This is a genomic window from Streptococcus sp. 27098_8_74 (assembly GCF_041431705.1).
Lineage (GTDB): Bacteria > Bacillota > Bacilli > Lactobacillales > Streptococcaceae > Streptococcus > Streptococcus salivarius_E.
On record NZ_JAPVYF010000005.1, the window covers coordinates 41236 to 54645 of the forward strand.

Consider the following 13410-nt stretch of genomic DNA (forward strand, 5'->3'; position numbering starts at 1 on the left):
TGTTATACTAAGGTGAGACTATTTTCAAAGGAAGAGAAATGACACCTAACAAAGAAGACTACCTCAAATGTATCTATGAGATTGGTACTGAAGAAGGCAAAATAAGCAATAAGGAAATCGCAAACCGTATGCAGGTGTCTCCACCTGCTGTGACGGAAATGATTAAGAAATTGATTTCAGAAGACCTCATCATCAAAGACAAAGTCAAGGGCTATCTTCTAACGAAAACTGGTAAAATCAATGTCGCTGAACTCTATCGGAAACATCGCCTCATCGAAGTCTTTTTGGTGGACCACTTGCAATACACTTGTGATCAAATTCATCAAGAGGCTGAAATTTTAGAGCATACTGTCTCTGATCACTTCATCGATGCGCTTGACCGCCTACTCAATTACCCTCAAACCTGTCCACACGGTGGGCAAATCCCCAAGTCAGGTCAGCTCATAGAGGAAATCTACAACCAGACTTTTACACAAGACCTTGCTCCTGGAGAATATGTCCTTCGTCGAGTTCAGGATCAAATTGATTTACTCCATTATTTGGAAACTGTCGGTCTTAAAATTGGAGTAACTTTTACCTTGAAAGGCTTTGACCCTTTTACACTACTATACCGCCTGAATATTGATGGAAAAGAAATTCAAATTCCAGAAACTGTTGCTAGCAACCTTTATATTGAAGCAAACTAAAAAAGCGAGGCTGATAGACACCCTTAGAATGTCATCAGTCTCACTTTTTTTACATTTGTTTCAAGCGTTCCACCCGTTCTGAAATTGGTGGGTGAGTATAAAAGAGCTTCTGCAAACCAGATTCCTTTTTAGGATCATTGATATAGAGAGCTGCGCTCGCATCATCCACATGATGTTGCATTGGCGTACTATTATCAAGTTTAAGCAGAGCGTTAATCATACCTTGTGGGTTACGTGTCAATTCGACGCTAGAAGCATCAGCTAAAAATTCACGCTGACGTGAAATAGCCAGCTGAACCAAGGTAGCTGCCAAAGGCGCCAGAATAATGGCAATCAAAGAAATAATGAGAAGAATAATTTCCAAACCGCTACTTCCATTACGGTCATCATCATTTCTACGACGGCCTCCACCCCAGAACATAATATTACGAGCCATCCCAGCTAGCATGGTAATGGCAGATGCTAAGGCAACTGCTATGGTAGAGATTCGGATATCGTAGTTGCGAATATGACTCACTTCATGTCCAATAACTCCTTCAAGTTCCTCACGATTCATAACCGCAAGAAGACCTGTTGTAGCAGCTACTGCCGCGTTCTTAGGGCTTGATCCAGTCGCAAAAGCATTCATTGAAGGATCATCGACAATAAAGACACGTGGCATCGGTATTTGTGCCACCATAGCCATATCCTCAACAACATGATAAAGGTTCGGAGCGGTTTGTTCGTCAACCTCTCGTGCACCATTCATAGCCATAACGACATTGGTTGATTGGAAAATCATGGTAACGGCATAGATAAAACCGATAACTAGAGCAAGAATCAGACCACCGAAGCCTGAACCTAACCAAAGATAGCCGACACCGTAACCAACAAGGCCCAACAAGAGGAAAAAGACCAGGAGCAAAAGCCAAGTCTTTCTCTTATTTCGAGCAATTTGATCAAATAACATATTAGTTACCTAGTCCACTGAAATCAACCTTAGGCACAGCTTTTTCTTCTTCTGGTGTTTCAAGGAATTCAGCAGCCTTAAAGCTAAACATCTTAGCAATAACATTGCTTGGGAATGTTTCCAATTTCACATTGTAGTTACTTGTCACACTGTTATAAAGTTGACGTGAATAGGCAATTTTATTTTCAGTGTTCGTCAACTCTTCTTGAAGCTGGCTGAAGTTGGCACTAGCCTTAAGATCAGGGTAACTTTCAGCTACAGCAAAGATTCCAGAAACCTGACGAGTCAATTCATCACTGGCACGCATCGCTTCTGCAGGAGAAGTCGCAGCTGCTACTTGATTACGAAGTTCTGCTACTTTTTCAAGTGTTGAACCTTCATATTTTGCATATCCCTTAACAGTTTCAATCAAGTTAGGAAGAAGATCATTACGACGTTTCAATTGAACATCAATTTGACTCCATGCCTCCTTGGTTTGCATACGGCTTTTAACCAAGCCGTTATAACTTGTAATAACAAAAATCACAAGAACAACAATAATGGCAATAATAATCCAAATCATATTTAGTTTCCTTTCTTATACTTAAAAAGAGTCGGTACGACTTCTCTTACAAGTATTTTGATAGTCTCAGTATATCAAATTTTCAGATAAAAGTGGTAAAATGTGAGCCGTTTTATAAAAAAAACTGGACATCTTGTCCAGCTTTTTTTATTACTCTTTAGACGTGTGTCGTTTGCCTTGGGCTAGGGCATCTGCTTCTGTCATAGTAACGACATTTGCTTTGTTGGTATTGCTAGGCATACTATTGATGTCATACCAATAAACATCTGCTGTTCCATGACGCGCCACATAAACTGTTCTATTCTCTTCTTGTATAGGTTGCACAGGCTCTGGTTCAGAACTTGGTTGTTCAGTCACCTGTGAACTCTCAGAACTAGGCTCAGATAGTGCTTCAGTAAGTTCAGTTACCGTATTTGTTGCTGTCCCATCTGCATAATTGATTTTTGCATTTGGTGATTGGTTATCTAAGACAACATGTGTAACTCCCTGACTATCAAGAGTCTCCTTATCTCCACCAAGTTTAATTTCCAAGAGATTTCCAGAACTATCGATACCAACATACTGAAGTTCCACTTGACGAGGCAACAACTCGTCTCCACTGTAGATAGCTGTTACCTTATAATCTAACCAATAGTTAGGGTGGAGTGCCAGCCAGTTATCCAAGCGATTCTCGTAATAAAGCATGCCTGACTGATTACCTTCGTCGGTTCCTTTATAATTTCCAGAGTTCAACCAGGCAGTCATAGGTACTAAATTCTTGCCCTCGTCATTGACACCAGAAAACTGATAGCCAATCAAATGTCCTCGATTCATTAACCAAGATTTTGATTTACCATCACCATAATAAAACTTATAGTTATGCCATCCTACAGGATCATATTTTATTTTACCGGGGCGTTTATTCTTTGGCTCGTCCTTATCTTGTAACTGTATATGAGCACTGTGGGCACGTCCTAACTGGTCCTTTTCCTCCATGACAAACTGCTTTTGACCATTAAAAGCTAATATACCATTGCTCTCATCCGCTTGAGCTACTTGAGAGCTTACAGTCACCGATTGTTTGCTAGTATCTACTGAAAATCCGAAACCTAAAGTAAATACTAAAACAAGAAGAGCAAATAAACGAATCCTACTATTTCTTTTTTCTTTCATTATCTTAACTCCTTAATTTTTTATCACTTTAATTATACAGGACCAAATCAAAGTAGATGATTAAAAATAAAGAATAATGATATTAGCCATCTTAGAACTTGCTTAAAAAAAACAAGAAACATCCATTTTCTTGGATGCTTCTTACCTATTATTTACCTGCTTTTTTACCTTGTTTTGTAAGGTAAACTGTAGATATACTTAGTGCCGCAGCAACTCCGACAAGAAGGAAGACCGTTGTAGTATTAGACTTACCTTTTTCTTTTGAAGTGCTAGCTTGACTTTCAGAACCCTTAGCAACCTGGTTTTCCTCAGTTGTTTTATCAATACGGGCGACATTCTTAGGTGTCTCATCCTTCTTGCTTTCCGCCAATTCTGACAAATCATTGCTAATCTCTTTGGCTACACCTTCAGAGCTTGTAAGTGATGCCGCTTCTGAGGCTAATGTTTCAGATGCCATAACCGCCATGACTTTACTTGCAATCACATCCACAGATTTCTCATTCAACAGAGAATTAAAGCGAATAGCTTCTGAGGCGAGCTGACTGCTTGTTATAGGGGTTTTTAGGTCATTGTTATAAGCGACCTGACTATTTGGCGAGATGCTGACAACTTCAGATGTACTTGCTGTTGTTGGTGCTTCGAAAACTTTGACGTCAACCTGACTTGTTGAACTTTTTTCAATAACTTCTGAAGAAACCTCGCTTATCGGATCCTTTTGTGTACTTTCTGAAGTTGGAGATTTCTCTGGGCTATCAGAAGTAATTACTACGTCAACCTGACTGGTAGATGAAGCGACTGGTGTTTCCTCACTCTTTGGTGACTCAGAGGCTGGAGCAGTCGAGCTGGCTTCACTCTTTGGTGTTTCGGAAACTACTTCACTATTATATACTTCGGAAACTGGGGTGCTTGATTCTGCTTCACTCTTTAGTGACTCAGAAACTGAAGTCTCAGAGACCACTTCACTGTTTGATGCTTCGGAAACTGGAGTGCTTGATCCTGCTTCACTCTTTGGTGTTTCTGATGCTGAAGTCTCGGATACCACTTCACTAGTTGATGCTTCGGAAACTGGGGTGCTTGATTCTGCTTCACTCTTTGCTATTTCTGATGCCGAAGTCTCGGAAACTACTTCACTATTGGATGCTTCGGAAACTGGGGTGCTTGACCCTGCTTCACTTTTTGGTGTTTCTGATGCCGAAGTTTCGGAGACTACTTCAATATTGGATGCTTCGGAAACTGCGGTGCTTGATCCTGCTTCACTCTTTGGTGTTTCTGATGCTAAAGTCTCAGAGACTGGATTATTGACTGGCTTTGGCTCAGGCTTTGTTGGAGAAACTGTTGAAACAGCTCCAACAATCGTCGCCTTATTGTCAATCGTATTATTTGATAAACGGATTTCTCCATTACCATTGTCACCCATCTCAAAGTTTTTGGTGATCACCGGCTCAGCCAAGGTATTCAATAGCTTATTATCGTAGATATCAACATTCTTGATTGTTCCACGAACTTGTTGGAAATCAATGGCACCACGATGGAGGTTATAGAGGTCATTAGTTGTCCCTGAACGTAGAATGGTATTGTCATGAATCTTAATTCCAGAATCATTGAGGTCAAAATTGTGGCCTGCAAAGACTGTGTTTACACGGATACCTGCTCCAGCAAAGACGTCCTTGATGAGGTTTCCTGAGATTTCATGACCCTTACCACCAAAAATACCGATACCAGCCGCACGCCAGCCTGATTCAATGGTGTTGTTGAGGAATTTATTATTTTCCTCGGCTGCGGCATTTGTCCCATCTGAAATACTTGACCAGATAGCAAAACCATCATCACCATTCCCACGGATGTTAGAGTTTTTAACCGTTGAATTCTTGGTTCCTTGAGCAAAGTTAATCCCATCGGCCAAGTTATTACGGATACGAGCGTTTTCAACAACAAGACCGTCCGTATACTTCATATTCCCCGTTTGGTCGTAGTCTCCAATCCACATACCGACTTCAAAATGCTGAACCCAGATATCGTGAATTTTAGAATCCTTACCAAGTGTTCCCGAAATAGCCTTGTACTGTGCATCCTCATTGTAACGAGAAGTCAAGTTGGAATCCATATAGAGATTGCTCAACTCAATACCATTACTGTTATGACCAAAGACAATACCACCACCATAGCGTTTGTCACTTGTGAAGTGTAGTTGCGTATGCCAAACACCGGCACCTGAAATTTTTAGATTATCCGCTTCGATATTAACTTGTTTGTCAAAATTGAAACGTCCTTCTGGAATATAGACAGATTTTCCACTGGCTTTAGCTTCTTCAACAGCTGCAAGTAGGGCAGCTGTGTCGTCACTATCATCATTAGCAGATGCGCCCTTATCCACGATACTGATACTATTTTCACTTTGGGCAACTGGCGCTGGAGCCTGTTCTAGCTCAATAAAATCAATACCATAAGGGACATTGTCATCCTTCTTCTTAACGAGAGAAATCTTATCACCAGATTTTAATTGGATATCCTTGAGGAGGAGACGTGTCTCATCAAAACGAAAACGTGCACTTGAGCCATCGATGTCTTGATCATACTCATGGTCACCTTTAAGGTACTGCCATGCTGAATGAGATGACAAATCAAGATTACCAACGCTTGATCCATTAACCTGAACATCCAACTGACCTGACGCACCATCAGGTATTGTATAACGCACATTCAAAGCATTGGCTGGCTCAGTAACATTGAAAGTCACTGCCGCATATTTTTTAGGAAGCTCGACATAAGTTTGATTAGTCGCTTCCACAGCCGTAGATTCCATATCCGTTGACTGTTGGATTGTAGCACCATTTTCAACAGTCGCATTTTCTGCTTCATGAGTCGTGTAAGGCATTTTGGCACCGTAGGCATCTGTGCTATACTCCTTGCCTTGAGTTTGATCATCAGTCGCATTGGTTAAAACGTTTGCTGAGGTTTCTTGAGTTTGTGGGTTGCTTGCCTCAACCAATTGATTAATGGTAGGAGTCTGTTCAGCTGCTTGAACAGTTGTTACCTGAGGTTGAACTGGAGCAATATTGGCAGGTTGCAACGCTTGCACTGTCTCTGCTGACGCTGGCTCTGAAGTCGCCAATTGGGCCGTTGAGGCTGTATGAGGTGTCTGTGCCTGATTTGAGGCATCAGTCAACTCACTAATCGATTGTGCCTCATCAGCCTGAGTTGCTTGCCCATTGGCAAGAGCCATGAACCCAATCAAGGCTGATGCTGCCCCAATGGAATATTTACGGATACTGTACTTTGGTTTCGTTTTTCTTTCTTTAAACAAGTCTATTCTCCTGATACTTTTTTCACAATCTCTCTATCTTACGACCAAGCCGTCCTTTGAAAGAAAATAAAGATCCCTTCATATTAAAAAATGTTAATAATACTGTTGTTTTTCTTATTAAAAACAAACCAAAGTAAATTATAAGGGATGAGAAAACAAAATAAAAGGCTAAGTAATCCAGTTTAACAAGGCCTTAACAAAATTGTCATATTAGAAAGTTCAGTCATTCATTTCTAAATTATAGTCTAAAAATGTCGCACAAAAAGGTAATTTCTTTCACGTGTAAAAAAGACAAACATCTAATTTCCCTCCAATCCTTATTTAGCAAGATTTATCGGCTATAACAATCAAATTGTTTTAAATCTGTTTTCTCAGATTTCTGTCAAACGTTTGACAGTCTTTTTTAATTTTATGATTCAAAGTATTATTTTCCGAATGTTTTAGTATTACAAATGTTAAATACCCAAAAATAAAAAAGAGACAAAAACTGCCTCTGACTTTTCAAAAAATGATTAAATCAACTGATTTTAAGATAACAATGCCTCTAGTTCCTCAAGCGATAGACCAGTCACATCTGATACTACCTCTAGTGAAAGGCCTTTTGACAGCATCTTGCGAATCAGTTCTAGACGCTCCTCATGACGGCCTCGTTCTAACCCTTTCTCCAAACCTTCTTCACGCGCTTCATCGATAGCTGTTTCCATAGTCATGTCATAATTTTCTTGAATACGTATGCGTTCATCAATCATCGCCTTTTCCTCCTATCGGTTGGCTCTTACGATAACAATGCCTCTAATTCTTCAAGCGATAGACCAGTCACATCTGACACAACTTCTAGAGAGAGACCTTTTGACAGCATCTTACGAATCAGTTCTAGTTGTCCCTCATGGCGACCTCGCTCCAAGCCTTGTTCTAGTCCCTGCTCTAACCCTTTCTCTATGCCTTCTTCACGTGCTTCATCGATAGCTGTTTCCATAGTCATGTCATAATTTTCTTGAATACGTATGCGTTCATCAATCATCGCCTTTTCCTCCTGTGTCCAGCTAGATGAATCCAGTAATGAATCGGCATGCGTGACCGCTTGACTAGGTTCCTTAGAAAATGGAAGATTTCCAAAAAACTCTAGCCACTGCCGCCCTTCATCCGTAATATGTTTACCTTTATTATACTTATCCAACTCTAAAAAGGCAATCTGAAGAAGGTTCTGACGTTTACCGTCCTTATAGTAAGAATTCAAAAGTTTGCCCGTCCGACTATTGGCCATCCAATAAGTATTAATCGGGGACTCCTCATCTGGCAACAAGGTCTTCTCCAAGATAGCTATGCCATAGACTGGCTCCATCTGCTCATACATCTTATGCGTCTGTCCTTGTTGACGTAATTGTTGCACATTTTCCACCAGCTGATTAGCCAAATAATAATGAAAACGATTGAGAAAATAATGCTGCTTACGCACCTGAATTTCAATAATGACCTCAGTTCCATCATTCAACTTAGCCCGAACATCCACTGACGTTGAGAAAAGCTCATCCTCCTCAAAGTCCTTTTTATGAAGCTGTGTCCCCTCCAAAATCTGAGCATCCACAACATCCAAATCCAAAATATCTCGAATGAAAGCCACCGTCACCTCAGGCAGACTAAAAATCTTCTTAGCCATGATATCCAAGGTCGGTGAGACATGCTTGTGTCTTTTTTCCATTTACCTCTCCTTAAGAAAAAATAGAAGGTTGGCCCCTCTACTTCTATTATTCGGAAAAAGTAAATGAAAGATGCAATTACCCCTTAAATGCTTCGACAAATTTTTTGAGTTCTTCGTCTGCTTCTGGTGTGGTTCCATGAAGCTGACCAAGCATATCAAGAAGGGATGCTGTCTGACTTTCGATCGTCAAATTGGTCTGATTAATCTTAGCCACAATCTCGGTCAAGGGCTCCACTTCTTCTTCCTCAAAGGTATCCACATAGCGAGGAATATTAAGGTTGTAGTCATTTTCCACAATCTCTTCAAAGCTAGCCAGATGAGCGAACTTGTCCATATCCTCACGGCTCTTATAAGCATCAAGAATCTTCTCAATATGGGCATCTGTCATGATGTTCTGATTTTTCCCCTTATCAAACTCCTTAGAGGCATCGATAAAGTAAACATCACGATTGGTGCGGTTCTTTTTGAGAATGATAACCGTCGTTGGAATACTGGTGTTAAAGAAAATATTAGCAGGCAGACCGATAACCGTATCAATGGCTCCTTCTTCTAACAAAGCCTTACGAATAGTCCCTTCAGCATTACCACGGAAGAGCACCCCATGAGGTAGAACGATAGCCATGACACCATTGTCTTGTTTCAAGTGATAGTAGCCGTGCAAGAGGAAGGCAAAATCAGCCTTAGACTTAGGTGCTAGTTTCCCAAATGGTGAGAATCGAGGATCATCCATGAATCCTGAGCTAGCAGACCACTTGGCTGAATAAGGTGGATTCATGAGAACACCGTCAAAGTTAGTCGGCTCTTGGGTTGGCCAATCCTCATCCAAGGTATCAGCGTTGTGTAAAAACTGATTTTCAATCGGCACACCATGTAGAATCATGTTCATACGTGCCAGGTTATAGGTTGAGGTATTCAACTCTTGACCAAAGTAAACCACTGTCTGTGGTTGACGTGAATAGCGTTTTGCATTAAGCAAGAGCGATCCTGACCCCATAGTCGCATCGTAAAGGGTAAAGCCTTGCTTATCCTCACGTCCTAAAAAGGCAATCTGGGTCATGAGTTTGGCAACAGGTTGCGGTGTATAGAACTCACCAGCTTTTTTACCCGAATCCGTCGCAAACTGACCAATCAAGTACTCGTAAGCATCACCAAGCATGTCACCAGCATGACCTGCCACATCTAAGACAGCCAACTCTTTCATCACAGCCGCAACAGTCTGGTTTTGCTTTTGTGGAGTCGCACCAAGTTTCTTAGAGTAGAGATCGATATCTTCAAAAAGGTTTTCATAGAGCTCGTCACTCTGTTCAATATCACGGAAGCCCTGGGCCAAGTCCTCTAGCTGAAAACTTCCATCATTCACTCGCTCTACCAAGGCCGTAAAGGTTAAGTCAGGATGAATGGCATAGCTCATCTCATCAGTGATGACTGCCAAGAGGTCCTCATGAGTCTCCTCATCCTCGTAGTATCTACGATAGACCGCCAGTGCCTCTTCCAAGCTTTCTGTCTCCTTCTCCATGGTCTCTGCCACGAAAAAGAGCATCTTGTCCGACAAATACTTGTAAAAGACCATACCCAAGAGATATGACTTGTAATCGTTGGCATCCATCTTAGAGCGGAGCACATCCGCTGAGTTCCACAGAGCTTGATAAAGCGACTGGGACGTTTGTGTTGTTTCCATAGTAATTCTTTCTGATTTCTTTTAGACCTTTTCTTGCTCAAGTGGGACGACAGCGAGGGTCTTGCCCAGACTGGCTAAGACTTTTAAGACAGTGTCCAATTGAGGACTGGTCTTTCCTGTCTCCATCCGAGCGATGACCGGTTGACTGACCCCACTAAGTTCTTCTAGTTTCTTTTGGCTAATGCCCTTTTCATGCCGAGCCTCAATCAGCTCTGTCATAATCGCGACCCGCAGATCACTTTCCAAGATTTCTTCCTTGGTGAAGAGCTCTGCTCTCACATCTTTCCAATTGCTACCGATGGCACTATTCTTCATCTCTTAGCCCTCTTTCCTTCAAATCTTGCAACTCCCGCTTGGCTTTCTCGATCTCTCGTTTAGGTGTCTTTTGTGTCTTTTTGACAAAATGATGCAGTAAGACAAAGCTCCCATCCAACCAAGCCACGAATAAAATCCGATCCCGCAAGGGTCTCAACTCCCAGATCTCCGCATCCAAATGCTTGATGTAGGGTTGGCCAGCACGAGTTCCATGCTGGCTCAAAAGTTCAATATAGTCGTTGAGCTTGTTGAGTTTGATTCGGCTGTCCTTGTTATCGCGACAAGCTAACTCCCTCATGTAGTCCAAGACCGGTTGATTCCCCTGTTTGTCCTTATAAAAATAAATAGCGTGCACAAAGCAACCTCTTCTCGAATTTATTATAACTCTAAAGTTATTAAAAGTAAATACTTTTAAGTTATTAACTACTAAGGAACACCCTTTGAAAGGATCAAAGGGACTCACTTATACTATTCGAAAAATGGTGTGCTGATGGGTACTGATAAGGAGTATTTTGAAGGTTAGATAAACATATCTTGCAAGAGTTTCTTTTTGAGTGTTTCGAGCTGTGAAATTTTTTCTTGGTGCGCAGTGATGAGGTTGTCAAGATTAGAGAAATAGGCACCGATGGCTTGTTGTTCTCTATATTTTGGTAAAAACAACTCATATTCCCCATACTCCTTCCCATTAACTCCTGGTTGTCCCGATCTTTGAGAAATTACTTTTACATACTGTGTGAATCTATTAGTCAATGTATTTTGAAAAATAAACTTTGAATCAAATTTTTCTTTTATTCGAGCACGAATCAAGAAACCGGCAAAATAAACTTTACCATCTTTCATGTCATAAAGATACGTTTTCCCAACGCTAGCACCAGTACGAGCAAATAATATATCTTTCTCGCACAATAGATAGTTGTCACATTCACTTACGTTAATGTTTGGAGATGTTAGACTATCTTCTTTAAATTTACGAGAAACATCATCAATATCAGTTATACGAATATATTTATTTTCTCCATCAAATTCCTTAGCTGAGGCATTTAATCCGTATTCGATACTCTCAGTTACATCTTTCAACCTCACTTTTTCCCATTCACCTTCAAATCCATCCAAACGTATCTCAGGAACTGTCTGTCCAGCTTTTGGAAACATCTTGGAGAGCATGGTCGTCTTGAGAGATTGGTAGTTGGCGAGATTGTCCTTGTAGTTAGCCAAAAGGTCATCGAGGGTACGGAAAAGGGAGCCGATAGCGGATTGTTCTTCTATACTAGGCAAATAAATTTCAGCTGATTTTATGTCATTTGAATTAATACTCTCAAAAGTTGATCCCGTAGAGAATTTTGCCCAATAGTGATATTGTTTCATTTTTGTTAATAGTTGAAACAAAAACTCATTTCCTTTTATCGCTGCTACTCCACGACCTAAAACAACATTGTAGTCTGTCTTACCTATATCTCCAACGGGTGCTCGAACACTTAAAATTAGATCACCTTTTTCGGCTAACTTTGTAATCTGTGTTGTCCAGACTCTTGGGACAACCCTACCATTCTGCATATCTGCATTACCTTGTACTAATATATAATCATTCGGATTATCAGTATAGTTTTTACTATCAGGTGATTGCCCCATTACAATGGGTGCTATTTCTGTTAACTTAACATTTTCCCAAACATCATTATATTTTTTAAATCTTATTTTTAATTGTCTCATTTTAATATTTCAACACTATAATTGGTTAATCTACTAAGACTTTCCAAAATTTTCGCTTAAAGCTCCATATGTTGCATCATATGGTGAAAAAAATATTCCTTGTTTTGAATAACTAGTATTCCATGTTTCTGATAATCTCTGATTATTCAATTGACTCAATTTCACATTATCTACTGCTTGATAATCACTAAACTCTTTAAAATCAGAGATAAACTGAAAATAATTTTTTAAACCAATTGGAGTATCTGCTAAAATACCGTGCAACAAAATTACTGAACCTTTATTAATTAATTCTCCTATTCTTTTTGCTAGATAAAATTGTGTTTCATCTAGTGCAAACCAGCTTTGAGGAATGGATTCAACTGTACTATAATTTTTTTTGCCCGTTTCGAAATCTTTTAACTTAAATGAATTTGAATATGATCTAGATAATTTCCCAAAAAAAGTAGCAAAATAATCAGAGAATCTAATAAATATATCCTCTTTTGATTCTATATCCTCAGTAACTTCTATATTTTCTATATTTCTTGAAATCAACTGTTCTTTGAAAACCGCACTCACTCTAGTTCCTTTATCAAAAGAAATTGTTATCTTTCTATTATCATCCTGATTCATCAAGTCCAAGAACACTTTACTCTCAAAAGTATAATCCCACTTATAACTTCCCTTTGTATTAAAGCTAACAATACCATCATCTATCAGTGAATATAGATTTTTACCTACTATATATTCATAATCTTTTAGTTTGTGGTTTTTCAATCCTTTATTCATATCATGTATGGCTTTTTTTATCCTATAATTTGTCTGTGAATCCTTTTCCTTAAAAAGAGCATTACATAATCTATCGCTATAATGGTTTTCAAAATATTTTGCGAATGAATACTTTATTTCCTTATCCTCTTCAAGAGTACACTTTATTTTTTTTGACAATCTATTTAAGTCTATCTCCACACTCTTATTGATAACATATTCAAATTTATTGAATATCACAAGAAATATCTTAATATCATACTTATCAATAATATCTAGTAATTTAAAAAAATAATTTGCAGCTCCATCTGATAAATTTTTTAATCCAACTTTTTCGGAAAGTTTAAAAAGATTCTTACCCTTGGGCTCACTTCCTTGACAAGAAAAGTATCTTTTTTCTAAGTTTTCTACTTCATCTCTTACACAATTCAAACATGATGTATCTATTATTAGAAAAGATCTAACATACTCTCTAGATAACCCTTTATTATCAATATTAATATTATCACCTTTATTAGTAATACTCTTATCATGGTTAGATTCATCGGAAAATATATGGAATTTTTTTGACATATGTAACACCTTTCTCCAAAGTATGCTGAATA

Annotated in this window: 12 protein-coding genes; 1 reads left to right on the forward strand and 11 read right to left on the reverse strand. The window is 39.3% G+C overall.

Features of this window, described 5'->3' with window-relative positions:
- The first annotated feature begins 38 nt into the window (after nucleotides 1–38).
- Nucleotides 39–686: a metal-dependent transcriptional regulator gene (locus O3670_RS02880; RefSeq protein WP_198463234.1), complete on the forward strand. Its 648-nt coding sequence runs from the start codon at nucleotides 39–41 to the stop codon at nucleotides 684–686.
- A gap of 49 nt (nucleotides 687–735) precedes the next feature.
- On the opposite strand, the gene htpX is transcribed toward O3670_RS02880, so the two are convergent.
- The 11 genes from htpX to O3670_RS02935 form a co-directional block, all read right to left on the reverse strand.
- The gene (gene htpX / locus O3670_RS02885) at nucleotides 736–1635 is read right to left on the reverse strand and encodes a zinc metalloprotease HtpX (RefSeq protein WP_049545959.1); all 900 of its coding nucleotides are present in this window, start codon (nucleotides 1633–1635) and stop codon (nucleotides 736–738) included.
- 1 nt (nucleotide 1636) lies between these two features.
- Entirely contained in the window at nucleotides 1637–2197 is a 561-nt protein-coding gene (locus tag O3670_RS02890; RefSeq protein WP_037600435.1) for a LemA family protein, read from the reverse strand.
- 150 nt (nucleotides 2198–2347) lie between these two features.
- Nucleotides 2348–3349 (reverse strand): DNA/RNA non-specific endonuclease, encoded by a 1002-nt coding sequence (locus O3670_RS02895; protein ID WP_371595765.1) that lies wholly within the window; start codon nucleotides 3347–3349, stop codon nucleotides 2348–2350.
- A 148-nt stretch (nucleotides 3350–3497) separates the two neighbouring features.
- Nucleotides 3498–6653: a YSIRK-type signal peptide-containing protein gene (locus tag O3670_RS02900; protein WP_371595766.1), complete on the reverse strand. Its 3156-nt coding sequence runs from the start codon at nucleotides 6651–6653 to the stop codon at nucleotides 3498–3500.
- Nucleotides 6654–7180: 527 nt separating this feature from the next.
- On the reverse strand, nucleotides 7181–7402 hold the full coding sequence (locus tag O3670_RS02905; RefSeq protein WP_371595767.1) for an Rpn/YhgA-type helix-turn-helix domain-containing protein: 222 nt from the start codon (nucleotides 7400–7402) through the stop codon (nucleotides 7181–7183).
- Between the two features lie 26 nt (nucleotides 7403–7428).
- Nucleotides 7429–8352 (reverse strand): Rpn family recombination-promoting nuclease/putative transposase, encoded by a 924-nt coding sequence (locus tag O3670_RS02910; RefSeq protein WP_371595768.1) that lies wholly within the window; start codon nucleotides 8350–8352, stop codon nucleotides 7429–7431.
- A gap of 76 nt (nucleotides 8353–8428) precedes the next feature.
- Complete coding sequence (locus tag O3670_RS02915) at nucleotides 8429–10030, reverse strand: type I restriction-modification system subunit M (protein WP_371595769.1); 1602 nt, start codon at nucleotides 10028–10030, stop codon at nucleotides 8429–8431.
- A 21-nt stretch (nucleotides 10031–10051) separates the two neighbouring features.
- Nucleotides 10052–10345 (reverse strand): type II toxin-antitoxin system RelB family anti-toxin, encoded by a 294-nt coding sequence (gene relB, locus O3670_RS02920; RefSeq protein ID WP_021144391.1) that lies wholly within the window; start codon nucleotides 10343–10345, stop codon nucleotides 10052–10054.
- Entirely contained in the window at nucleotides 10335–10700 is a 366-nt protein-coding gene (locus O3670_RS02925; protein ID WP_349955143.1) for a type II toxin-antitoxin system RelE/ParE family toxin, read from the reverse strand. Before O3670_RS02925 ends, relB begins: the two co-directional genes overlap by 11 nt.
- Nucleotides 10701–10864: 164 nt before the next feature.
- Nucleotides 10865–12055, reverse strand: coding sequence for a restriction endonuclease subunit S (locus O3670_RS02930; protein WP_349955142.1), 1191 nt, complete (start codon nucleotides 12053–12055; stop codon nucleotides 10865–10867).
- Nucleotides 12056–12088: 33 nt separating this feature from the next.
- Nucleotides 12089–13378, reverse strand: coding sequence for a hypothetical protein (locus O3670_RS02935; protein ID WP_349955141.1), 1290 nt, complete (start codon nucleotides 13376–13378; stop codon nucleotides 12089–12091).
- Between the last annotated feature and the right edge of the window lie 32 nt (nucleotides 13379–13410).